This is a genomic window from Streptomyces sp. NPDC002403 (assembly GCF_053593015.1).
On the sequence record NZ_JBSFBQ010000009.1, the window covers coordinates 100,692 to 123,123 of the forward strand.

Annotated in this window: 19 protein-coding genes; 13 read left to right on the forward strand and 6 right to left on the reverse strand. The window is 72.0% G+C overall.

The features are described 5' to 3' along the window. The first annotated feature begins 71 nt into the window (after positions 1 to 71). Complete coding sequence (locus tag ACWCPY_RS13545; RefSeq protein ID WP_451264446.1) at positions 72 to 1,541, forward strand: hypothetical protein; 1,470 nt, start codon at positions 72 to 74, stop codon at positions 1,539 to 1,541. Here ACWCPY_RS13545 and ACWCPY_RS13550 read toward each other — a convergent pair. Genes ACWCPY_RS13550 through ACWCPY_RS13560 form a run of 3 tightly spaced genes read right to left on the reverse strand, consistent with a single transcriptional unit; the run spans position 1,501 to position 5,686 of the window. Next, on the reverse strand, positions 1,501 to 2,754 hold the full coding sequence (locus tag ACWCPY_RS13550) for a hypothetical protein (protein WP_451264447.1): 1,254 nt from the start codon (positions 2,752 to 2,754) through the stop codon (positions 1,501 to 1,503). The two genes, ACWCPY_RS13545 and ACWCPY_RS13550, sit on opposite strands and share 41 nt — an antisense overlap. Then, on the reverse strand, positions 2,751 to 4,424 hold the full coding sequence (locus ACWCPY_RS13555; RefSeq protein ID WP_451264448.1) for a lipopolysaccharide biosynthesis protein: 1,674 nt from the start codon (positions 4,422 to 4,424) through the stop codon (positions 2,751 to 2,753). The genes ACWCPY_RS13550 and ACWCPY_RS13555 overlap by 4 nt, the downstream gene beginning before the upstream one ends. Then, a complete protein-coding gene (locus ACWCPY_RS13560; RefSeq protein ID WP_451264449.1) occupies positions 4,421 to 5,686 on the reverse strand; it encodes a glycosyltransferase in 1,266 nt (421 codons plus the stop codon). Before ACWCPY_RS13560 ends, ACWCPY_RS13555 begins: the two co-directional genes overlap by 4 nt. A 212-nt stretch (positions 5,687 to 5,898) precedes the next feature. On the opposite strand from ACWCPY_RS13560, the gene ACWCPY_RS13565 reads away from it, so the two are divergent. Beyond that, positions 5,899 to 6,339: an adenylyltransferase/cytidyltransferase family protein gene (locus ACWCPY_RS13565; RefSeq protein ID WP_403775616.1), complete on the forward strand. Its 441-nt coding sequence runs from the start codon at positions 5,899 to 5,901 to the stop codon at positions 6,337 to 6,339. On the opposite strand, the gene ACWCPY_RS13570 is transcribed toward ACWCPY_RS13565, so the two are convergent. Further along, positions 6,314 to 7,039 (reverse strand): CDP-alcohol phosphatidyltransferase family protein, encoded by a 726-nt coding sequence (locus ACWCPY_RS13570; protein WP_451264450.1) that lies wholly within the window; start codon positions 7,037 to 7,039, stop codon positions 6,314 to 6,316. The genes ACWCPY_RS13565 and ACWCPY_RS13570 overlap by 26 nt on opposite strands. Positions 7,040 to 7,148: 109 nt before the next feature. After that, positions 7,149 to 7,844 (reverse strand): ribonuclease H family protein, encoded by a 696-nt coding sequence (locus ACWCPY_RS13575; RefSeq protein WP_451264451.1) that lies wholly within the window; start codon positions 7,842 to 7,844, stop codon positions 7,149 to 7,151. 131 nt (positions 7,845 to 7,975) lie between these two features. On the opposite strand from ACWCPY_RS13575, the gene ACWCPY_RS13580 reads away from it, so the two are divergent. Then, on the forward strand, positions 7,976 to 8,158 hold the full coding sequence (locus tag ACWCPY_RS13580; protein ID WP_451264452.1) for a DUF6381 family protein: 183 nt from the start codon (positions 7,976 to 7,978) through the stop codon (positions 8,156 to 8,158). A 122-nt stretch (positions 8,159 to 8,280) separates the two neighbouring features. On the opposite strand, the gene ACWCPY_RS13585 is transcribed toward ACWCPY_RS13580, so the two are convergent. After that, positions 8,281 to 8,847, reverse strand: coding sequence for a nucleoside deaminase (locus tag ACWCPY_RS13585; RefSeq protein ID WP_451264453.1), 567 nt, complete (start codon positions 8,845 to 8,847; stop codon positions 8,281 to 8,283). A 108-nt stretch (positions 8,848 to 8,955) separates the two neighbouring features. Here ACWCPY_RS13585 and ACWCPY_RS13590 point away from each other — a divergent pair, with 108 nt between their 5' ends. The 10 genes from ACWCPY_RS13590 (at position 8,956) to ACWCPY_RS13635 (ending at position 22,426) form a co-directional block, all read left to right on the forward strand. Next, entirely contained in the window at positions 8,956 to 9,921 is a 966-nt protein-coding gene (locus tag ACWCPY_RS13590; protein WP_451264454.1) for an antibiotic biosynthesis monooxygenase, read from the forward strand. 162 nt (positions 9,922 to 10,083) lie between these two features. Next, positions 10,084 to 11,055 (forward strand): DUF6807 domain-containing protein, encoded by a 972-nt coding sequence (locus ACWCPY_RS13595; protein WP_451264455.1) that lies wholly within the window; start codon positions 10,084 to 10,086, stop codon positions 11,053 to 11,055. Continuing rightward, a complete protein-coding gene (locus ACWCPY_RS13600; RefSeq protein ID WP_451264456.1) occupies positions 11,049 to 12,014 on the forward strand; it encodes a D-2-hydroxyacid dehydrogenase in 966 nt (321 codons plus the stop codon). The genes ACWCPY_RS13595 and ACWCPY_RS13600 overlap by 7 nt, the downstream gene beginning before the upstream one ends. A 12-nt stretch (positions 12,015 to 12,026) precedes the next feature. Further along, entirely contained in the window at positions 12,027 to 13,268 is a 1,242-nt protein-coding gene (locus ACWCPY_RS13605) for a mandelate racemase/muconate lactonizing enzyme family protein (protein WP_451264457.1), read from the forward strand. An 87-nt stretch (positions 13,269 to 13,355) separates the two neighbouring features. Beyond that, positions 13,356 to 14,426, forward strand: a complete 1,071-nt coding sequence (locus ACWCPY_RS13610; protein ID WP_451264458.1) for a LacI family DNA-binding transcriptional regulator — start codon at positions 13,356 to 13,358, stop codon at positions 14,424 to 14,426. Between the two features lie 176 nt (positions 14,427 to 14,602). Beyond that, on the forward strand, positions 14,603 to 15,775 hold the full coding sequence (locus tag ACWCPY_RS13615; protein WP_451264459.1) for a LacI family DNA-binding transcriptional regulator: 1,173 nt from the start codon (positions 14,603 to 14,605) through the stop codon (positions 15,773 to 15,775). A gap of 14 nt (positions 15,776 to 15,789) precedes the next feature. Then, positions 15,790 to 17,424 carry an FAD-dependent oxidoreductase gene (locus tag ACWCPY_RS13620; protein ID WP_451264460.1) on the forward strand — a complete coding sequence of 545 codons (1,635 nt, stop codon included), beginning with the start codon at positions 15,790 to 15,792 and terminating at the stop codon, positions 17,422 to 17,424. A 106-nt stretch (positions 17,425 to 17,530) separates the two neighbouring features. Then, positions 17,531 to 18,634 (forward strand): Gfo/Idh/MocA family protein, encoded by a 1,104-nt coding sequence (locus tag ACWCPY_RS13625; protein WP_451264461.1) that lies wholly within the window; start codon positions 17,531 to 17,533, stop codon positions 18,632 to 18,634. Then, positions 18,631 to 19,368 (forward strand): polysaccharide deacetylase family protein, encoded by a 738-nt coding sequence (locus ACWCPY_RS13630; protein WP_451264462.1) that lies wholly within the window; start codon positions 18,631 to 18,633, stop codon positions 19,366 to 19,368. Before ACWCPY_RS13625 ends, ACWCPY_RS13630 begins: the two co-directional genes overlap by 4 nt. 46 nt (positions 19,369 to 19,414) lie before the next feature. Next, complete coding sequence (locus tag ACWCPY_RS13635; protein ID WP_451264463.1) at positions 19,415 to 22,426, forward strand: alpha-mannosidase; 3,012 nt, start codon at positions 19,415 to 19,417, stop codon at positions 22,424 to 22,426. The last annotated feature ends 6 nt before the right edge of the window (positions 22,427 to 22,432 follow it).

A 22,432-nucleotide genomic window follows, 5' to 3' on the forward strand; every position in this document is an offset into this window, starting at 1 on the left:
ACTAGTCGTCCAAACCCCCCAAGTGGGTTGATTCGTTAGAGTGTTCACCGGTCCACGGGAACGGGGAACACATGACGTCCGTGCACGAGGCGGCGCCGCCGGCGAAGCCCATGTCATGGGCGATGCTCTCGCGCGCCCTGGCCGTGCCTCTCATCCTCGCCCTGGTGTGTTTCCTGCCCGCGGTGATCGCCGCACAGCCGGGAACGGGCGTCCGGGACACCGCGTACTGGCTCCAGCTGGTGCTGACCTGTTATGCGGGGACCCGGCTCGCGACCATGGTCCTCTCCACCCGGCGGCGGCTGCTCCAGGGCGTCTTCTGGATGTTCGTGTACATCGCGATGGGGGTGGCACCGTTCGCCCAGGCCGTGATCGGGCAGACGCCCACGCCGGCGGTCGGCCCGCGGTCGGATCTGATGACGGCCGTGGCACTGATCCTGGTGGGCTGTGCCGCTTTCGACCTGGGGGCACTGCTGGCGTCCCGGCGGCCGCTGCGGCGGCGGGACGCCGTGCGTTCCGGCACCGGTCCGGCCGTCGCGCACCGGATGCGGCTCAGACTGCTGGTGGTGCTGGCCTTCGCGGCGAGCGGCTACTACATCGTGAAGCTCGGCGGGCCCGCCGTCTTCTTCACCAGCCGTCAGGAGATCAGCGCCTCGGTCGCGGCCAGCGGGGTGGTGTCGGGCGGGTCCAATGTGGGTTCGGCCTTCCTCAAGGGCTTCGGGACGGTGCCCGCGCTGCTCGCGCTGCTCTTCTACACCCGCCGCCTCGTGACCTCGCGCAGGGCCCGGCGTTCGCCGTCGACGGTGCTGGTCCAGGCCGGGCTGATCTGCCTCAACGCGATCGTCAACAACCCGGTCTCCAACGCCCGTTACTGGTTCCTCACGGTGCTGGTCTCGCTGCTGTTCACCGCGTTCCCGAGCAGCGCCGCAATGTACCGCTCGGTGCTGGCCGCGGGGGTGATCGGGGCGCTGGTGCTGTTCCCGTACGCGGACCGGTTCCGCTACGACAGCGCCGGGTACCGGCCGGTGGAGTCCTCGTCGGTGTTCGAGCCGCTGGCCACCAAGGACTACGACCAGACGGTGATGTTCGCCAACACCATCACCTGGGTCGACACCCGTGGTCACACCTATGGGCGGCAACTGGCGGGCTCCGCGCTCTTCTTCGTGCCGCGGTCGGTGTGGAGCGGCAAGCCGGAGGACACCGGGGTGCGCGTCGGTCAGTGGATGGGGATGAGCATGACCAACCTGTCGGCGCCGCTGTGGGCGGAGCTCTGGGTGGACTTCGGCGCGCCTGGCATGGCCGGTGCCTTCCTGCTGATCGGGTACGCCGCCGCCCGTGCCGACCGGCGGTACGCGCGGGCCGTCTCGCGGGACGGTCCGGGGCCCGGCAGTGTGCTGGCCGTCACCGTGCCGCTGATCGCCGGGTACACCTTCATTCTGCTGCGCGGGCCGCTGTTGCAGGCGGCGGGGAAGCCGGCCGTCGCGGCGCTCTGTCTGCTGCTGGTCACAAGCTTCCGGAGCCGGGCTGGGCGGCATCCGCGCTGAGCGGCGGCCGCTCGGCAGTGGTGCGGCGCATCAGCCCGGCCACCCTGGTCCAGGTGGCCACCGCCTTGCACACGGACCCCAGAGACAGGCCCCAGGCGGCGCCCGGGACCCCGCCGAGCAGGTAGCCGCCGATGAGGAAGGCGACGGCGGCGAGCGAGAAGACCACCTGGACGGAGAGGGTGGTACGCGGGTCGAGGACGCGCAGGGCCAGCAGTCCGCAGGTGCCGACGGCCATCGCCGCGTACTGGCTGCCGGTCGCCGGGAGCAGGGCGGCGGCGGTGGGCCAGGTGTCGCCGAGCAGGTGGCGTCCGACCGGGCCGGGCAGCAGGGCCAGTGCGGTGGCCCAGGCGGCCGCGGTGGCCGCCAGGACGGCTGCGAGCGTCGCGGCGGCCCGTACTCTGCGCCGGTCACCGGCGAGTCTTCCCAGAAGGGGCGGGCCGAAGCCGGTGGCCGAGGTGTACAGCACGTTCAGCGGTCCGAAGAGGGTGGTCGCACCGCGCAGGGCGCCGACCACCAAGGGGTTGCCGATCGTGCCGAGCCCGAGCACGGAGAGCTGGCCCGTGGCATTGCCCACCGCGAACTCCACCACGAAGCGCCGTCCCAGATGGCCTCGGCGCAGCAGCGCCTTCAGCCGCAGGGGCGTACCGGCCGCCCTGTGGTGCAGCAGGGCGGCCGACAGCAGCAGGGCCGGCAGGGCGGAGAGCCCCCAGACGGTGACCAGCCGGGCGGCCGGGGCACCGTGCGGCTGCGCGGCCAGCGCACCCAGTACACAGACCAGTCGGAGCGCGTCGCCCGCCAGCGCCAGGTGCGGCAGATGCAGGGTGGAGAACGCGTACCGCATGGTGTCCTGGCCCAGGACGACCGGCAGGACGAGTCCCAGCGCCATGAGGGCCCGCGCGGTGGCTCCCGGCAGCATGGAACAGACGCCGGCCAGCAGTGCGCCGAGCACCGCGGCCGCGATCAGGGTGAAGGTGACCGCCGACCGGCAGGCGCCGCGCACCTCCTCGCTCCCGCCGCGCCGCAGCACGAGCGGCTGCCCGGTGTAGGCGCCGGACACGCCCAGCAGCACCGTGAAGACGAGGTAGACCGCGGAGAAGCGGGCGAAGTCGGCCACGGTGGAGAGCCGGGCGGCCGTCACCAGCACCAGGATGTTGGTGAGCGCGGCCACGCCCTGGTCCGCGACCGAGCAGACGATCGCGGTCCGTGCCCTCATCTGTGTCCGGCGGTCGAGTCGAAGGGCCGCAGCCCCAGCGTCTCGGCGGGGTCACCGGCGTACTCCGGTCCGCCCCCCTCACTCCCCCGGCCCGGCCGTCCACCGCGCGTGTGGCGCTTGGCCGCCTTCCTGAGGGCCCGGCGCTCGTGGCGGCTGCGGCCGGGGTGCAGCAGGGCGCCGAGCACGGTGCCGCCCGCCGCCCCGATGATCTCCCGGATCCGCTCCAGGTCGCTGCGGTGGACCTCGCGCGGGTCGCAGACCACCACGACGCCCTCCACCCGGTCTATCAGTGCGACGGCGTCGGCGTACGAGAGCACGGGCGGGGCCAGCACGATGACGACGGTGCCGGGCCGGTCGCCCGCCGCGACGATCACCCCGACGGGTGCCGAGGTCAGGGCTCGCGGCACGTTGTCCGTGCGTCGGCCCGCTATCAGGGTGAAGGCACCCGACCCGGGTACGTCGACGTTCATCCGGCTCTCCGACGGCCAGGCCCGCTCGCCCCGGTTCGCCCAGCCCGGCCGGGAGCCCTGCACCGCCGGTCCCAGGTCCCTGGCCAGCGCGGGGGTGCGGAGATCGGCCTCCACCAGGATGACGTCACGTCCCATCTCGGCGAAGGCCGCGGCGAGGTTGGCCGCGGCGGCGGCCGCCCCCGTGCCGTCCCCGCGCGGGGCCGTGACCAGGAGCCGGCGGCGCTGGGCGAACGAGGGATCGTAGGCGAGCCGGAAGGCCACCGCGCGGTACTCCTCGGCGAGCCGGCTGCCGCTGCGCCCGATGGCCAGCAGCGTGCCGGCGGAGGCCCGTTCCCTGGGCAGGGTGCCGAGCAGGGGTGCGCCGAGCGAGCGGACCAGTTCCCGGGTCGAGCGCACGGCCGGGTCGAAGACGAGGCGCACCCACGACAGGAGCAGTCCAAGGGCCAGGCCGACGGCGCCGCCGAGTCCCAGCAGCAGGGGGAGCCCGGCGCCGGTGGGCCCGCTCGGCGCGACGGGCTTCTTCGTCAGGTAGCCGGGCGTGGTGTCCAGTGCGCGCAACTCGGAGATCTTGCGGCTGAGTTCGGAGATCGCGACCACGAGGTTGGCCCGTGCGCCGGCCACGTCGTCGCTTCCGGTGGCCTGCTCCGTCAGCTGGTCGCGCTGTGCGGTGAGCGGGCTCAGCTGGGCACGGTAGCCCTCGACCATGTTGGCGATGCTGTTCTCGGTGCGCTGTCGGCGTATCTCCAGATAGGCGTCGGCCAGGGCCTGGGCCCGTTCCCTCGCCAGCTCCGGGGTCCGGCCGGTGTAGGCGAAGCGGAGCACGAGGGTGTTCGGCGGGTTGGTGACCTGGAGACCGGACAGCAGCGGCCCGACCTCCACCCGGTCCCCCTCTCTGGCCAGGGTGGTGACGGCCAGGGTGCCCACGGTGTCGCTGACGGCGGTCTGCCGCTCCGAGCCGATGTTGATGCCCTTGTCCGCGGAGGCACCGGCGGCGAAGGGGTCCGAGGCGGCGGAGCGTACGACGACCTCGCCCGTCGAGGTGTAGCTCTCCTCGCCGCTCAGGGCGAGCCAGCCGCCGCCGAGGAGTCCGACGACCACGCCGCAGGCGAGCAGGGCCCGGTAGCGCAGGAGCTGGCGGAACTGGTCCCTCAGCAGCGCGGGTTCGTCCTGGTCCTCCAGGGCGCGGATCGGCTGGTTCATCGACGTGGTCTCCCTTGTGTGTCCGCGAGGACCTCGGTGAGCAGGGCGTCGAAGCGGGCCAGGCCCGCCTCGCGGCTCAGGTGACGTGCGACGTACTGCGGCCCATTCGCGCCGAGCGCGTCCGCCCCCGCCGGCGCCTCGATGAGCTTGCGTACGGCCGACAGCAGGGCGGCGGGGTCCTCCGGGGCTACGAGGAGCCCGGCGCCGGACCGTTGGACCTCCTGTGCGGTGCCTCCCCCGGCGGCGACCGAGGCCACCACGGGCCGCCCCGAGACGAAGTAGGACGTGAGCTTGGACGGGACGCTCATGTCGAGTACGGATGCCCGCTGCGTCACCGCGAGAACGTCGGCGGCGGCGAGGATGTCCGTGAACTCGGCCGCGTCGGCCGGGGGCAGGATGTCCAGGTTGCGCAGGCCCGCGGCCCGTCCGCGCAGCGCCTCGCGCTGGTTCCCGTCGCCCATGAGCACCACGCGTATCTCCGGGGCGAGCCGGGCCGCGTCGACCAGGACCTCCAGCCCCTGCTTGAGCCCCATGTTCCCGGAGTGCAGGACCACCGGGGTGCCCTCGCCCCAGCCCAGCCGCGCCCGGGTGCCGGCCCGGTCGGCGGAAGACGCGTGCACATGGGACCAGTTGGGCACGGTACGGATGCGCCCCGGGTCCACTCCGTATGCGGTGACGCGGTCCACGAAGCTGTCGTGGATGACGCCGACGAGGGCCGCGGAGCGCAGCGCGTACCGTTCGGCGGCCGAGGCGGCGGCCGCCGCCCTGCCGCCGCCCCGGATGCCGCTCTGCGCGGCGGCGGCGCCCATCAGGTCCTGCACGACCGGTATGTACGGGACACGGTGGCGGGCGGCCAGCCGGGCACCGATGACACCCCCGGCGAGGCTGGGAATCTGGGAGACCACCGCGTCCGGCGGGCGCGAGGCGGGCGGTGACAGCAGGCCGTGGCCGAGCACCGACGCCTCGAACAGGGCTCTGCGCAGGGCCGTCTGACGGGGCGGCACATAGTGTCTTCGCCGGTGAACGGTGACCCCGGCCCGCCGCTCGGTGACCCGCCACACCCCCCGGTACTCCGGGTCGGTCCGCCAGGAGGGGTAGTGCGGCATTCCGGTCAGTACGTGTGTGTCGGCCCCGGCCGCGGCCCAGTGCTCGGCGAGCTGCGCGGCGTACGGGCCGATGCCCGTCACCTCGGGTGCGTAGTTCGTCGAGACCACCAGCAGGGTGCGGTCCTCGAACGGCTTGTGACACTCGGCATCGGACATGGACGCTCGCCTTCCCCCCGGAACGATCTGTCTTCCCCCAAGGAACAGCCCCAAAAGCGAGCTTATCCGTTCACGTGATGCGCAAGTGGCCTTCACAGTAAGGTCGTTGCACCATCAACACCGATACCGATATCCCACCGCACCGGATGCCATGTCCGGACAACTGCCGCGCGGGACACGGGCATCGCGTTCACCATGGGGGGAGAGAACGGATGGCGCACAGGGTCGGCTACGCGCCGGGGGTCTACGATCTGTTCCATGTGGGGCACCTCAACATCCTGCGGCATGCCCGCAGTCAGTGCGACTACCTCGTCGCCGGGGTTGTCTCGGACGAGATGGCCGCGCTCGCCAAGGGGCACCGGCCGGTGATCCCGCTGCCGGAGCGGCTGGAGATCGTGCGCAGCGTGCGCTACGTGGACGCGGCGTTCGTCGAGACGGTGCCCGACAAGGTCGAGACCTGGCAGCAGGTCAGGTTCGACGTGATCTTCAAGGGGGACGACTGGCGGGACACGGAGCGAGGAAAACGGCTGGAACGCGACTTCGCCGAGGTCGGTGTGGAGGTCGTCTACTTCCCGTACACCGTGCATACGTCCAGCACCCAGCTGCGCCGGGCGCTGGACACACTCGTCAGTCCGCAGTCCGGAGCGCTCTGAGCTCCCTGAACCACTTGGCGAGGAACACCACCAGGAACAGCGCGTGCACCAGTGCCAGGGCCGCGTAGCCGATGCGGAACGCGGTGGGGTCACCGAGGAGCAGGAACACCGGACAGAACACTCCGTAGTCGGCGGGCAGCAGCGCGACGGCCCGCAGCCGCGAGACCGGGGCGGCGGCGTCGGGAGCGGGCCGGGCGGACCCCTTCCCGAGCTGTTCGCGCAGCAGCCCCGCGCAGAAGGTCAGCACGGCCGCGAACAGGAATCCCAGCGGCAGGAGCAGCCAGCCCTCTCCGGGCAGTGGGAAGAATCGCCGGAACGAGATCAGCACGGCGGTGTGGACGAGGATCATCTTGGCGCAGTCCACGACATGGTCCAGCCACTCACCGTCCGGGCCGCCCCGGCCGGTGAGCCGGGCCAGTTGCCCATCGGCCGAGTCGAGGGCGAAGCCGATGGCGAGACCGGCGTAGACCGCGACGGCGAGCCCGGGGGACGGACGGACGAGGGCCACCATCCCGATGGCGGCGAAGGTGAAGAACGCGCTGATCGACGTGACTTGATTGGGCGTCAGTCCCATGCGGTATGCACCGGCCGCGAACAGCCGGCCGGCCGGCCGGTTCACGTACCGCGAGTACAGCGACACCCCCTTGGCCGTCTTCTGCGCGCCGCGCAGCTCACGAAGAACCGTGCCCGTGTTTCCCATCCGCCCCCCAGCGTGCCGCCGTTGCCGTCGGAGCCGCATCATGGCACGCGGGCCCGGTCCCGCGTGGCCACTCGCCCGCTCCGGCCGGCCACGGCGGTGACGCCGCGTATCAGGCGGGAGCGGTGCGGCACTCCGGGTGGCCCCAGCCGTTGGGGTTCTTGGCGATCATCTCCTGTGCCGCGTACGGCTTTCCGCAGTGGCAGCGGCCGGCGAACCTGGCCCGGATGGTTCCACCGGAGCGGGCCGGGCGTGACGCTCCCTGGGCCTTCTTCGTCGCCGTGCCGCTCCGCCGACCCTCGGTCGCGCGGGCCGGAGCGGGCGCCGGCAGCTCCGTGGCACCGTGCGCGGTTCCGGCCGGCCGCTGGGCCACCGCGGCCTCGCTGGCCGCTTGGTCCGCGAGCGCGTTGAGCGGGTCGCCGTCCACCTGGTGGGCGGGAACGTAGGTGAAGCGTACGGACCGGCCGGTCAGCAGGGCATCGATGGCGACCACGAGCTCACGGTTGGCCACCGACTTCCCTGCCGAAGTCTTCCAGCCGTTGCGCTTCCAGCCCGGCAGCCACTTCGTGACCGCGTTCATCGCGTACTGCGAGTCCATCCGCACCTCGATCGGAACGGACGGGTCCGTCGACTCCAACAGCTCACGGAGCGCGGTGAGTTCGGCGACGTTATTGGTGGCGGTTCCCAGCGGTCCCGCCTCCCAGCGCTCGGGCCGCCCCTGCGCGTCGGCCACGACCCATGCCCAGGCAGCGGGTCCCGGATTGCCCTTGGACGCCCCGTCACAGGCGGCGATGATGCTTTCGTTCATGCCCCCGATCATGCCAGCGTCACGGCGCCCCACTGGAAACCGTGACTCTGAGTGACGATTCGAGGTGCGGCGGTGCGACGGCGCTGGTTCTCTGATGGAGCCCGCTCTTCCCAACCGCACAAGGAGCGATGATGAGCGTTGCACGTGAATCCGGTGACCGTGCGCAGCAGCTGCGCGAGAAGGCCCGGCACATGACCGAGGCCGCCGAGCGCACCACCGACCCTGAGCAGCGCCAGCGGCTCCAGGAGAAGGCACGGAAGCTTCAGGAGCAGTGCGACCAGATGGGCGGCGGCGGCATCCGCCCGCCCAAGTAGCACCCGCCTCACGCCAACGGCCGACGTCTTGCCGCTCTTCCATGAGTGTGCGGCAAGCCGTCGGCCGCTGTGCGGGAGCGGCTCCGCAGCCGTCCCTGTACCCCCGGCCCTCGGCCGCTGTTTCAGTAGGGGTGTTTGTTCGCCTTCTCCGCCCACGCCCGGTAGGACGTGTTCCCCAGTTCGGGATGGATCTGTTCGAGTGTGATGCTGCGCCGGTCCGGCGGCCTGGCGAAGTCCTCGTACTGGAAGGCGTCGTCGAAACCGATCTCCTGGGTCGCCTTCCAGTCACAGCTGTAGTAGACGGCGCCGATGCGGGCCCAGTAGATGGCGCTCATGCACATGGGGCACGGGGCTCCGCTCGTGTAGATCGTGCATCCCTGCAGCATCCGGGCACGCTCCGGAACGGAGTCCTGTGAGCCCTCGGGGCGGGGCACCAGTCTGAGCGTGTACCGGTCCTGGTACGCCTCACAGATGCTGGGCGCCTCGGGATTGAGGAGCTGAATGGCCTTGCGGATGGCTTCGACCTCGCCATGGGCGGTCGGATCGGCGGTGAGAAGCACACGGTTCTGCCCACGAGCGATGATCTCGCCGTCCTTGGTGATCACAGCGCCGAACGGCCCGCCCCAGCCCTGCTCGACGGACTCGGTCGCCAGCCGCACCGCTTCGGCCATGAATTCCTTGTGCCCCATCACGAGACCCCACTTCGTCCGGCGCTCGCCTCCTGGCGCGACCACTTTCCGGGGACTACTATTAGCCCTATTTGTCCGACAACTCCCTTTAGAACTAGACTACTCCGTATGAGTACCCGTGCAAGCCCCGACCCCGGCGGCAGCGCCACGGTCGTCATCTCGCAGAGAGTCCGGGCCGGCCGGAACGACGACTACAGGCGGTGGCAGGAGAAGACCAATGAAGTCGTACGGGGCTTCGACGGGTTCCAGGGGACGGAGATGTACTCACCGGCCTCCGGCGACGAGAACGACTGGGTCGTCGTTTTCCGCTTCGCCCGGATCGGGCAACTCACCCACTGGCTGGAATCACCGGCACGTCGGCAACTTCTCGACGAGGGCCGCCCCCTGTTCGACGGGCCCGCCACGCAGGAGGTGCTCTCCGGCGGGACGCCGACCGACGACGTCGTCACGGCCGTTGTCTCGCACGACGTGCGGCCGGGCCACGAGCGGGACTTCCTGCGCTGGCAGGACAGGATCCTCAAGGAGCAGGAGAGACAACCGGGTTTCATGGGATCCGAGATGTTCGAGCCGGTGAAGGGCATCCAGGACCGCTGGGTGGTGGCCTTCCGCTTCGACACCCGGCAACACCTGGAGGCATGGCTCGACTCCGACGCCCGCCGACGGCTCATCGAGGAAGGGCACGACCACTTCGGCTCCTACGACGTACGCAGGATCGGCTCGGCGTTCGGCGGCTGGTTCCGATTCGGTTCGGGCCCGCAGGAGGGCGTACCGCCCAACTGGAAACAGGCCATGTCCGTGGTGCTGGCGCTGTATCCGACGGTGATGGTCCTGGAGCTGACGGCAGGCGACTGGTTCAAGGACCTGGGGGTGCCGGGGTACATCGCGCTGTTCCTCAGCAACGTACTGAGCGTCAGCATCCTGACCTGGCTGCTGATGCCGCTGGTCAACCGGGCACTCGCGTTCTGGCTGCTGCCGGGCCGCGCGCGGTCCGTCCGCGCCCATGTGGCCGGGGCCGCCGTCGTGGTGGTGTGCTGCCTGGTGATCATCACGGTCTTCGGCCTGACCACCGGTTGACGCCTCCGCGTCCTGACCACCGGCCGTTCCGGCGCACGCGCACATCGGCCCTTCCGCTCCGCAGCCACCCGAGGCACGCGCGGGTCCGGATGTTGACGCACCTCCAGCGAAGGCCCTAGGTTGCGGTAAGCGCTTTCCAGCCGCACCCAGGAGACTCGGGACATGAGCAGTCCACTGCGCATCACGCACGCCCACGGGGACCGGATCACGGTCACGGAGGAGCGCGGCGGCATCGACCTGATCAGCTACGTCTACCGCCCGGAGGCGGCCTGGGAGGCCCCCAAGCCGTACATCCACCCCATGCGCACACTGTCCGACAACGTTGTCACCGACTATCGGCCCAACGATCACCGCTGGCACAAGGGCCTCCAGATGACGGCCTCCCACCTCTCCGGGCAGAACCTCTGGGGAGGCAACACCTATGTGCACGGACGGGACTACCAGCCGCTGCCCGAACGGGTCGGATCGATGGCGCACCTCGGATTCGACGAGGTCACGGCGGACGCCGGCCGCGCGGTCGTCGCGGAGCGGCTGAGCTGGCGCCACAACGACGGCACCCACTGGGCGGACGAGCTGCGCCGCGTCGAGCTGCACGACGTCGAGCACGAGGAACGCACCGGTCCCGGCTCCGGCACCACGGGCGCGAACACCGGCGGCAGCTGGTCGCTGACCTGGTCCAGCGCGATCACCAACCGGCGTGCCGAACCGCTGCTCTTCGGCAGCCCGACGACCCACGGCCGGGAGGCGGCCGGCTACACCGGCCTCTTCTGGCGCGGGCCGCGCGCCTTCCGGGGCGGGCGGATCCTCGGCCCGGACGGGGAGGGTCCGGAGCTGATGGGCACGCAGGCACCCTGGCTGGCCTACAGCGGCGAACACGACGGCGCCGACGGTCACGCCACACTGATCTTCCGGCACGCCCCGGAGAACGACCACACGGGAGCGGGCGGCACCCACCCGGCCCACTGGTTCGTCCGCGACGAGCCCTTCGCCGCGGTCGCCCCCTCCTTCGCGTTCCACGAGGAGCTGGAGCTCGCCCCGGGCGACACCCTGGCCCGCCGCTACCGGGTCACCGTCGCGGACGGGGCGTGGGACCGGGAGCGGATCACCGACTACCTCGCGGAGCACCCGTGGTGAACCCTGACATGGACGGCACCGGCCTGTACGTGGAAATGCCGCTCGCCGACGCCGACCGCACCCGGCTGCGTGAACTCTGTGCCGGGCCCGTCCGGTTCGCCGACCCGGGGACCATCTCGGAGGCGGACGCCCGTGCCCTCACCGGCGCCCGCATCGCGCTCGGCAATCCCAGGGCTGCCTGGGTGGCCGACGCGCCCCGGCTGCGGTGGCTGCAGCTCGCCTCGGTCGGGATCGACGGCTATCTCGGCCTGGACTGGCCCGACCTCGGCCGTCGGCTGACCGTCACCAACCTGGGTGATGTCTTCGCCGACCCGGTCGCGCAGTCGTGCCTGGCGGGGCTCCTCGCGCTCCATCGCGGGATCGACCGGCTCTCCGGACTGCGTACCGGAGGCAGGTGGGCGAAGTCCGCCGTGCGGCCCCGGCTGCGCCTGCTGACCGGGGCCCGGGTCCTGGTGCTGGGCCGGGGGTCCATCGCCCGGCGGTTCGCCGAGCTGACCGGCCCGTTCGGCTGCGCCGTCACCTACTTCGCACGCGGCTCCGGGGACCTCCGTACCCTGGCCGAGCTCGATGAGCGGCTGCCGGACTTCGACGTGGTGGTGGGGCTGCTGCCCGAGACGCCCGAAACGAGCGGACTGCTCGATGCGCGGCGGCTGGCCCTGATGCGGCCGGGGGCCGTTCTGGTCAACGCCGGCCGGGGATCGCTGGTGGACGAGGAAGCCCTGGTGACCGAGCTGTCCTGCGGGCGACTCGGCGGAGCGGTGCTGGACGTCACCGCCGAGGAACCGCTGCCCGCCGGTCATCCTCTGTGGACCTGTCCCCGGGTCGTTCTCACCCAGCACACCGCGGGCGGATCGACGGACGAGAGCGCCCGGGTGGTCGACCTGTTCATCGACAACTGGAGCCGGCTCCGAGCCGGTTCACCGCTGCGCAACCCCGTGCAGTGGTCCAGGGGATTCTGAGGAAACGACGTCATGTCCGAACCGTCTTCCGCGCACATCGGCGCACAGCCCGACGACGGGGTGCGCGTCGCGGCGATCCGGCCGGTGCTGCTCAGCGCCCCCTACGCGGATCCTGACAATCTGGAGGTGCGCCTGGCGCTGCCGACGGGGCGGCGCACGACCGGTCTGGTGGAGGTCACCCTGGACGACGGCACGACCGGGCTCGGGGAGGGCTATCTCGCCGTCTTCGCACCGCAGGTCTTCGTGTCGACGGTCGATCTGATCGCTCCCTACCTGATCGGCCGTCCGGCCGGGGACCTGGCGGGGCGGTACCGGGACATGGTCCTCGTGACGGGCTACTGGAGTCTTCAGGGAGCTGCCCGCCATGTCGTCTCCGCCGTGGAGGCGGCCCTGGTCGACGCCCTCGGGAAGCGGGCGGGCGTGCCCGCGTACGAGGTGCTGGGCGGCCTGCGAACGGACCGGATCCGGCTTTACGCCAGCGGGGGCGACTCGACCTCCCCGTCGGCGATGAGCGCAGAGATCGCCGCCGTCGCGGCCCTGGGCATCGACACCTTCAAGATCAGGGCGCGGGGCCACGAGGCGGACAAGGCCGTGTGGACACTGGAGCACGCGGCAGCGCATGGCATCGGCGTCGCCGTGGACATGGCGCAGAATCTTGAGGACCCTGGCCAGTCGGTGGCGGACACGACGGCGTTCCTCGACGCGGTGAGGACCGGCACCCGGCGGCCGGTGCGCTTCCTGGAAGAGCCGCTCGGGCCTGCGCGGGCCGCCGCGTACCCCGTTCTGCGGCAGTCGGCCGGCTGTCCGGTGGCGGGCGGGGAGACCGTCACCACCGCGCAGGAGCTGCTGGCGCGCATGGCATCGGGGTACTACGACATGGTGCAGCCGGACGCCACGGTCGTCGGAGGCCTGCGCCAGACGCTGGCGGTCTTCGCGGGCGCTGCGGAGCACGGCGTCGAAGCGGTCGTGCACTGCTGGGGCAGCGCCGTGTGCCAGGCGGCCAACTACCACGCCGCCTTCTCCGGGGGCGGTCGGCTGGCCGAGTGGCCGATGCCCCGGTATCCGCTGCGTTCGGAGCTGCTGGTCGAGCCGTTCCGCCTGGAGGACGGTTGCCTGCTCGCTCCGCGGGCCCCGGGGCTCGGTGTCCGGCTCACTCCGGAGACCGAACGGCGGTACGCCTTCCGGGAGGATGCCGTCTACCGCTGTGCGACCACGGTGCCGCCGGCCGTGCCGGAGCGGTGGCGCACGGGCTGACCCCGCGGGCGGGAGGGCGGTCCCGCTGGCGGGTTTCCTATGGCGTGCGCAATGGGAAAACGCTTTCAGTGCGGCTATCGTAGCCCTATGCAGAGCCAGGTCAATCGACGTTCCGCCCGTCCCCGCCCGTCGTCCGCCGTGACGCTCCAGCAGGTCGCGCAGGACGCCGGGGTCTCTCTCGCCACGGCTTCGCGCGTCCTCAGCGACAGCGACCGCAACGTCACCCAGGAGCTGCAGGAGCGTGTCCTGGAGGCGGCCGCCCGGCTCCGCTATGTCTCCAACGCGCCGGCCCGCGCGCTCGTGCAGTCCACCACCTCGATCGTCGGCCTGGTCGTGCACGATGTGAACGACGCCTACTACTCCGCCATCGCGGCCGGTGTCATGGAGGTCGCCCGCGACCACAAGCTCCTGGTGATGCTGGCCGGCACCTTCCACGAACCCGGACTCCAGGCCGAGTACGTGGCCCGGCTGCGCGCGCAGCGGGCCCGCGCCGTGATCCTCGCCGGATCGGGCTTCACCGGTGGGAGTCCCGCGCTCACCCAGGAGCTGGAGGCCTTCGCGGCACAGGGCGGCCGGGTGACCGCGGTCGCGCACCAGGGTCTCGCGGTGGACACGATCGTGCCGGGCAACCGCGAGGGCGGCCGGGCCGTCGCCGAGCACCTCGCCGGACTGGGACACACCGAGATCGGCGTCATCTGCGGACCGCTGGGACTGGTCTCCGTGCAGGACCGCCTGAACGGCTTCCTGGAGCGCGCCGCCGAGCTGGGCGTCGTGGTGACGGAACACCACCGGGTCGAGGCCGACTTCACCCGGGACGGCGGGCGGGCCGCGGCGGTACGGCTGTTCCGCAGGTCGCCGGGGATCACCGCGCTGTTCGCGCTCAACGACGCCATGGCGCTGGGTGCGCTCGCGGCGCTCCGGGACGATCTCGGCAGGAGCGTCCCCTCCGATGTCTCCGTCGTCGGCTTCGACGATCTGCCGGTGGCCTGTGACGTCACACCCGCGCTGACCACCGTACGGCTGCCGCTGGAGGAGATCGGCCGCCGGGCACTGCTGCTGGCGCTCGGTGATGCCACGGCTTCGCCGCGCTCGCTCGATGTGCCGTCGCGTCTGGTGGTCCGGGCCAGCACCACACCGCCGCCCCGCGCGACCGGCTGAATCCCCGGGGTCCTTCGTCGGGAGCACCGAATTGACGCATCAAGGTGACACATCCGTTGCTTGACGCGCTAATTCGACGATCCTTTCCCTGCAACCCTCTTGAAATAATGCATTAACCCCCACCACACTGACATCAGCGTCGATTGACGCGTCAAATCCGAGGGGGTGATGGCTGGATGGGTACGTCGGGGCCCAAGTACCAGCGCATCAAGGACGAGTTGCGGGCCGAGGTCGCGCGCGACGAGTACGAGGCCGGTGCTCCGTTCATCACGCAGAACCAGTTGCGCGAGCGCTTCGGGGTCAGCTCGACCACCGCCGTCCGGGCGCTCAACGACCTCGTCACGGAAGGGCTGTTGGTGCGCCGCCGGGGCCGGGGCACCTTTGTCGCCGACCCCGGTGACCGGACCGCGGAGCCGGTCGCGGCCCACCGGTCCGGCGTGATCGCCTGCATCATCAGCGGGCAGGGGCCGTACCAGTCGGAGGTGCTGCGCGGGATCGAGTCCGGCTGTTCGGAGCGCGGGCTGCGGCTGTTCTTCTCGGACTCCGCCGTCCATATGACCGACACCGGGCACGCCGACCACGGTGCGTCGCTGGCCCGCCAGGACCAGGCGCTGCGCCAGGCCGTCGCCGACCGCGTCGACGGCATCATCCTGTACCCCGTCGAGGGCCCGCCGGACCCCGATGTCCTCGACGAGCTCAGGCGTCTGCGCATCCCGATGGTCCTGGTCGACCGGTATTTCCCGGATCACGCCATCGACTCGGTCACCGCCGACAACTACAACGTCGGCTACCGGCTCACCGAACATCTGCTGGCCGACGGGCACGAGCGGATAGCGACGCTCTGGGGCGAGACGCGGTGCACCAGCGTCCACGACCGGATGACCGGGCACAAGCAGGCGTTGCGCGCCCATGACCAGCCCCTGCTCCCCCAGTTGACCGCGCTGCGCTCGTACACCGCACTGCCCGAGGACGAGCGCAGGCAGCTGCTGACCGAGCTGCTCGGCTCGCCCGAGCCGCCGACCGCCCTGCTCTGCGCCCACGGCTTCGCGGTCGCCACCGCCGCCGCCGATCTGGCCTCGCTCGGCATCGCCGTGCCCGACGAGATCGTGCTGGCGGGCATGGACGACGCCGGCCCCTACGATCTGCTGCCGCTCACCAGCTTCGCCGCGCGGCTGCCCGCCAGGGAGATCGGCGGCCGGGCGGTCGAGCAGCTGGTCACCCGGATCGCCGAGCGCACGGCGGGCGAGGACCCGTACCGCAGCGCCGAGCAGATCGTGCTCCCCGTCCGGATCAGGACCCGCGAGTCCGTTCCGGTCCGGCTCCGTACCGTCGCCGCCCGCCGGCCCTGAGGGAGGAGACTCCTGTGTTCGCCGCCCCCACCCCCCGTACCCGCGAACTCGGGACCGATGTCCTGGTGGTCGGTGCCGGTCTCGGTGGCCTCGCCACCGCGCTGACCGCCGCCCGGTTCGGACACCGCGTCGTTCTCACCGAGGCGACCGACTGGCCCGGTGGCCTGTTCACCGCGCAGGCCGTGCCGCTCGCCGACGGCCACCGCATCGAACTGGACCCCGTCTCCCCCGGCTACCGCGATCTGCGTGAGCGGATACGCGACTTCTACCGGCGCAACTACCCGCTGTGCCCCGAGCCGTTCGCCGATCCGCTGCTCGACCCCGGCCTCAGTACCACCGGCCATCTCAGCCACGAGCCGCGCGCCGCGCTCGCGGTCGTCCAGGAGCTCCTCACGCCGCACCTCGCCTCCGGCCGGCTCACCCTGCTGCTCCGCCACCGCCCGGTCGCGGCCCTGACGGACGGGGACCGGGTCACCGCGGTCACCCTGGAGGCGGCGGACGGCGAACCGCTGACGGTCAGCGCCCCCTATGTCGTCGACGCGACGGATCTGGGCGAGCTGCTCGGCCTCGCGGGCGTCGAGCACGTCACCGGCGCCGAGTCCCGCGAGGAGACCGGTGAGCCGCACGCGCCCGCCGTCGCCGATCCGCTGGACCAGCAGCCGGTCTCCTGGGTCTTCGCCCTGGACCACCGCCCCGGCGAGGACCACACCGTCGACCGGCCGGCGGGTTACGACCGGTGGTCCGAGGCCTTCTCCTGGGACACCGCGGAACCGGGCGGCGGCCCGGCCCGCTCCGTGCCGCTGTTCCTGCACGAGCCGGACGACGTACCGTACTGGGCCGCACCGCCCAACGACCGCTGGCACCAGCTGCGGGCGCTCGCCCGGAGCCGGTATCTGCCCGGTACGTTCGACAGCGACATCACCCTGGTCGACTGGGAGCAGACCGCCTACGCGCGGCTGCCGCTCGTCGGTTCCGGCGAGGAGGTACGGGCGGAGGCCGAGCGGGAGGCGCGCGAGCAGGCCCTGTCGTTCCTGTACTGGATGCAGACGAACGCGCCACGGCACGACGGCGGTCAGGGCTATCCCGAGCTGCGGCTGCGGCCCGATGCCACGGGAACCGACGACGGCTTCGCCAAAGCCGTGCACGTACGCGAATCCCGGCGCATCCGGGCAGAGTTCACCGTGCTGGAGCACCATCTGACCGTCGCGGCACGGGCCGGTGCGCCGGGTGCCGAGGCCTTCACCGACAGTGTGGGCACGCTGCGCTCCCGGATCACCCTGCACCCGGGGACGGGGGGCGGTGCCGGGCTGGATCTGGAGTGCCTGCCGTTCCAGCTGCCGCTGGGCTCGCTGCTGCCCGTGCGGGTGGAGAATCTGCTCCCGGCCGGGCGGAACATCGGCGCCACACATCTCAGCGCACCCGCGCTCGGCGGGCACGCGGGCCAGTGGAGCATCGGTGAGGCCGTCGGCGCACTGGTCTCCTACTGCCTGGAGCACCGGCTGCCGCCGCGTGCGGTCCGCGGGAGCGAGCAGCGGCTCGCCTCCTTCCAGGACCGGCTCAGCACCTCGCTCGGCCTCGCCCTCGACTGGCCGGACCGGCTCCGCACCGGGCCCGTGACCAGTGCCGGGGCGCTCTACGCCACCCTCTGACCCGACCCACCGCCCTTCCTTCGGGAAGGGCACCTTCCCGACGTGCTGGAAAACGCTTACCAATCCCGGCGGCTCACGCCCTCAGCCTGGACGGCCCCCTGTGACTGTGACTCCCTATCGTGTACTGCTCGTCGGCGCGGGCAACATCGCCCGCGCCGTCCACATGCCGGCGTTCCTCGAACTCCCCGCGGACTTCGTGGTGGTGGGCGCCGTCGACGCCGATCCCGCGGCCGCCCGCTCCTTCGCCGCCGACTTCGCGCTCCCCCACCACTCCACCGATCTCGCCGCCTCGCTGGGCGGGATCCGTCCCGATCTCGTCGTCATCGCCTCGCCGCCCGTCGCCCACCGGGAACAGGTCGTCGCGGCGCTGACGGCCGGGGCCTGGGTGTGGTGCGAGAAGCCGCCCGCGCTCAGTCTGGCGGAGTACGACGCCATGACCGCCGCCGAGGGCGAGCACGGTCCGTACGCGCCGATCGTCTTCCAGCACCGGTTCGGCTCGGGGGCCGAGCACGCCAAGGCACTCATCGCCTCCGGGGAGCTGGGGGCGCCCCTGGTCGCCCACTGCCAGACCACCTGGTACCGCGACGACGCCTACTACGCGGTTCCCTGGCGCGGGAAGTGGGCGACCGAGGGCGCGGGCCCCGCCATGGGGCTCGGCATCCACCAGATCGACCTGCTGCTCGAACTGCTCGGCGACTGGGCGGAGGTCCGGGCCATGGCGGGCCGGCTGGCCCGTGACGTCGAGACCGACGATGTCACCACCGCCACCGTGCGCTTCGCCTCGGGGGCGCTGGCCACCGTGGTCAACAGCGCACTCTCGCCGCGCCAGCTGAGCCATCTGCGGATCGATCTGCGGGACGCCACCATCGAGCTGAACCATCTCTACGGCTACGGGAACGGCGACTGGACCTACACTCCGGCCCCCGGCGTCGACCCCGGCCGGGCGGAGGCCTGGAACCCCCCGGCCGAGGACGTCCCGAGCTCGCACAGCGCCCAGCTCCGCTCCCTGCTGGCCGACATGCGGGCGGGTCGGAGGCCCAGGGCGAGCGCCGGGGACGGCCGCCGCTCGCTGGAGCTGATCACCGCGATGTACAAGGCGGCGCTCACCGGTCATCCGGTGTCGGCCGGCGGGATCGTCCCGGGCGACCCCTTCTATTCGGCACTGCACGGCTCCGTCCCCGGCTGGGCGCCGCAGGGGTCCGGGCGATGAACGACCGTCCCGGGGCCCGTCCGGACGGTGGTGCCGACCGTGCTCTGCTGCTCACCTTCGACGACCGGCACGTACGCGAGTGGGCGGCGGCCGCGCCGCTGTTCACCTCGTACGGCGCGCGTGTCACCTTCTTCGTCTGCGAGCCGGACCGGCTCGACCGGGACGAGGTGCGGCTGCTGCGCGGGCTCGCGGACGACGGCCACACCATCGGCTGCCACGGCCTGCGGCACGAGCGCGCACCCGGGTTCGTCGCCGCGCACGGCGCGGGCGCCTATCTCGACCGGGAGGTGGTGCCCGCCCTCGACGGACTGCGCAGCCTCGGCTTCCCGTCGCGCAGCTTCGCCTACCCGTGCAGCGCCCGCGACGAGCACACCGACCGGCTGCTCCTCACGCTCTTCGAGCGGCTGCGCGGCGGAGTGCCCGTCGCCCGTCGCGCCGATCCCTCCCTCGCGGCCGAACTGCACGTCCCGGCCGGGGACATCCCGGCCCGGCGGGTCCTGCTGGGCTGCTCGGTGGATTCCGGGCGCGGGCCCGTCGCGTACGGGGACGACCTGACCGGCGTCGAGGCGGCACTGCGCCGGACCGCCGAGCACGGCGGTGCGACCACGCTCTACGCCCACGCGGTCGCCGACTCCCACGAGGCCAACCATGTGACCCCGGCCCGGCTGGAGAAGCTGCTGGCCCTGGCCGACGGGATGTCGCTGCCCTGCGTGGGCTTCGACGAACTCCCGTGAACCACTTCCGCTTCGCACACAATTCGTTCAGAGGGGCCCTTCACCCATGCATGACGACCGCACACTGACCGAGGAACGCCTCGACCGCGCCCTGCGCGAGCGCATCCGCCCCGCCGTCCATCCCCGTTCGGTACCCCTGGAGTTCGAGGTCTGGCACGCCCCCGGCGAACCGGTGCCCTTCGCCGAGGCGGTGGCCGCCCCCTTCGGGCCCGGTGCCGTCGGCGACGACTGGGGGCCGGCCTGGGGCACCAGCTGGTTCCGGGTGACCGGCCGGGTCCCGGACCAGTGGGCCGGTGAGACCGTCGAAGCGGTCATCGACCTCGGCTTCGCCAAGGACCGGCCCGGGTTCTCCGCGGAGGCGCTGGCGCACCGGCCGGACGGCAGCGTCGTCAAGGCGCTCAATCCACGCAACACCTGGCTGCGGGTGGGCGAACCGGTCGCGGGCGGCGAGGAGTTCACGTACCTCCTGGAAGCCGCCGCCAATCCGGAGATCCTGGACGGCGTCAGCGCGCTGGGCGACCGGGGGACGGCGGGCGGCGAGCCGCTGTACCGGGTCGAGCGGATGGACCTCGCGGTCTTCGACCGGCAGGTGTGGGAGCTGGTCCAGGACCTGGAGGTGCTCGACCAGCTGATGCGGCAGCTGCCGCTCGGCTCGGCGCGCCGCTGGGAGATCCTGCGCGCGGTGGAACGCTGTCTGGACGCCCTGGACCTGGACGCGGTGGGGGCGAGCGCGCCAGCCGCCCGGGAGCAGCTGCGCGCCGTGCTCTCCTCCCCCGCGCACGCCTCCGCCCACCGGCTGTCGGCGGTGGGTCACGCGCACATCGACTCGGCGTGGCTGTGGCCGCTGCGGGAGACGGTGCGCAAGGTCGCCCGCACCACCTCCAACGTGGTGGCGCTGATGGACGACTGCCCGGAGTTCGTCTTCGCGATGTCGCAGGCGCAGCAGCTGGACTGGCTGCGGGAGCACCAGCCCGCGCTGTACGCCCGGGTCAAGGAGAAGGCCGCCGCCGGGCAGTTCGTGCCGGTGGGCGGGATGTGGGTGGAGTCGGACACCAACATGCCCGGATCGGAGGCGCTGGCCCGGCAGTTCGTGTACGGCAAGCGGTTCTTCCTGGAGGAGTTCGGGGTGGAGACCGAGGAGGTGTGGCTGCCCGACTCGTTCGGCTACTCGGCGGCGCTGCCGCAGCTGGTGAAGCTCTCCGGTTCGCGCTGGTTCCTCACCCAGAAGATCTCGTGGAACACGACGAACCCGTTCCCGCACCATTCGTTCCTGTGGGAGGGGCTGGACGGCACCCGGGTGTTCACGCACTTCCCGCCGGTGGACACCTATGTGGCCGAGCTGTCCGGCGAGGAACTCGCGCACGCCGAGGCGAACTTCCGGGAGAAGGGCCGTGCCACGCGCTCGCTGGTGCCGTTCGGCTGGGGCGACGGCGGTGGCGGCCCCACCCGCGAGATGCTGGCACGCGCCGAGCGGCTCGCGGATCTGGAGGGTTCGCCCCGGGTGACGATCGAGCGGCCCTCGGAGTTCTTCGCCGCCGCCGAGGCGGAGTACGACCGGCCGCCGGTGTGGCTGGGCGAGCTGTATCTGGAGCTGCACCGCGGTACGTACACCTCGCAGGCACGGACCAAGCAGGGCAACCGGCGCAGCGAGCATCTGCTGCGGGAGGCGGAGCTGTGGGCGGCGACCGCCGCCGTGCGGACCGGGTTCCCTTATCCGCACGAGGAGTTGGACCGGATCTGGAAGAGTGTGCTGCTGCACCAGTTCCACGACATCCTGCCGGGTTCGTCGATCGCCTGGGTGCACCGGGAGGCCGAGGCCACGTACACCCGGATCGCCGCGGAGCTCGAAGCGGTGATCGGGGCGGCGCAGCGGGCCCTGGCCGGCGCTCCGGAGGGTGGCTCCGCGGTGGTGTTCAACGCCGCTCCGCACGAGCGGGCCGGTGTCGCGGCGGGCGGCTCCGCGCTCGCGCCGCAGGACCCTGAGCCTGTGGTGGAGGTCGAGGAGCTCGGCTCCGGCTTCCGGCTGGACAACGGACTGCTGCGGGTGACCGTGGACGAGCGGGGGCTCGTGGTCTCGGTCCTCGACCTGGTGGCGGGGCGCGAGACGGTCGCCCCGGACTGCGCTGCGAATCTGCTCCAGGTCCACCCGGATCTGCCCAACCGCTGGGACGCGTGGGACGTCGATGCCTTCTACCGCAACACGGTGACCGATCTGACCGGGGCGGACGTGGTGCGCCGCAAGGGTGACGGCGTCGAGGTGGTGCGCACCTTCGGCTCGTCCCGCGTCACCCAGCTGCTGACGCTGCGGCCCGGTGCCCGGCGCCTGGACATCGACACCGAGGTCGACTGGCACGAGCAGGAGAAGTTCCTCAAGGCGGCGTTCCCGATCGATGTGCGCGCCGATCACTCCACGGCGGAGACGCAGTTCGGGCACGTCCGGCGGCCGACGCACACCAACACCAGCTGGGAGGCGGCCAAGTTCGAGATCTGCGCCCACCGCTTCCTGCATGTCGGCGAGCCGGGCTGGGGCGCGGCGCTGATCAATGATTCGACGTACGGGCACGACGTGACCCGTACGGTCCGCGAGGACGGTTCCACCACGACCACGGTGCGGCTGTCGCTGCTGCGGGCGCCCCGCTATCCCGACCCCGCGACCGACCAGGGGGTGCACCGGCTCCGGTACGCGCTGCTGCCGGGGGCGACGATCGGTGACGCGGTGCGCGAGGGCTGGCGCTTCAGCCTTCCCGAGCGCCGGGTGCCGGGCAGCGCCGAGGTGGCGCCGCTGGTCACGGTGGACGACGACGCGGTGGTGGTGACCGCCGTGAAGCTCGCCGACGACGGCAGTGGGGATGTGGTGGTCCGGCTCCACGAGGCGCACGGCGGGCGGGCCTCGGCCCGTCTGACCGCGGGCTTCGCGCTGGCCGGGGCGAGCGTGACCGATCTGCTGGAGCGTCCGCTCGCCGACGAGACCGCCGAGGTGGAGGGCGACGCGGTGCGGCTGGTGCTGCGGCCCTTCCAGATCGTGACGCTCAGGCTCACACCGAACGACGAGGTGTGAGCCGGA

Coding starts and splice junctions, on each gene's coding strand:
- ACWCPY_RS13575 (WP_451264451.1), bottom strand. CDS start 7,844: ATGAACGAAAGCATCATCGCCGCCTGTGACGGGGCGTCCAAGGGCAAT.
- ACWCPY_RS13605 (WP_451264457.1), top strand. CDS start 12,027: ATGTCCGAACCGTCTTCCGCGCACATCGGCGCACAGCCCGACGACGGG.
- ACWCPY_RS13550 (WP_451264447.1), bottom strand. CDS start 2,754: ATGAGGGCACGGACCGCGATCGTCTGCTCGGTCGCGGACCAGGGCGTG.
- ACWCPY_RS13570 (WP_451264450.1), bottom strand. CDS start 7,039: ATGGGAAACACGGGCACGGTTCTTCGTGAGCTGCGCGGCGCGCAGAAG.
- ACWCPY_RS13545 (WP_451264446.1), top strand. CDS start 72: ATGACGTCCGTGCACGAGGCGGCGCCGCCGGCGAAGCCCATGTCATGG.
- ACWCPY_RS13560 (WP_451264449.1), bottom strand. CDS start 5,686: ATGTCCGATGCCGAGTGTCACAAGCCGTTCGAGGACCGCACCCTGCTG.
- ACWCPY_RS13630 (WP_451264462.1), top strand. CDS start 18,631: ATGAACGACCGTCCCGGGGCCCGTCCGGACGGTGGTGCCGACCGTGCT.
- ACWCPY_RS13585 (WP_451264453.1), bottom strand. CDS start 8,847: ATGGGGCACAAGGAATTCATGGCCGAAGCGGTGCGGCTGGCGACCGAG.
- ACWCPY_RS13590 (WP_451264454.1), top strand. CDS start 8,956: ATGAGTACCCGTGCAAGCCCCGACCCCGGCGGCAGCGCCACGGTCGTC.
- ACWCPY_RS13555 (WP_451264448.1), bottom strand. CDS start 4,424: ATGAACCAGCCGATCCGCGCCCTGGAGGACCAGGACGAACCCGCGCTG.
- ACWCPY_RS13565 (WP_403775616.1), top strand. CDS start 5,899: ATGGCGCACAGGGTCGGCTACGCGCCGGGGGTCTACGATCTGTTCCAT.
- ACWCPY_RS13580 (WP_451264452.1), top strand. CDS start 7,976: ATGAGCGTTGCACGTGAATCCGGTGACCGTGCGCAGCAGCTGCGCGAG.
- ACWCPY_RS13610 (WP_451264458.1), top strand. CDS start 13,356: ATGCAGAGCCAGGTCAATCGACGTTCCGCCCGTCCCCGCCCGTCGTCC.
- ACWCPY_RS13615 (WP_451264459.1), top strand. CDS start 14,603: ATGGGTACGTCGGGGCCCAAGTACCAGCGCATCAAGGACGAGTTGCGG.
- ACWCPY_RS13595 (WP_451264455.1), top strand. CDS start 10,084: ATGAGCAGTCCACTGCGCATCACGCACGCCCACGGGGACCGGATCACG.
- ACWCPY_RS13635 (WP_451264463.1), top strand. CDS start 19,415: ATGCATGACGACCGCACACTGACCGAGGAACGCCTCGACCGCGCCCTG.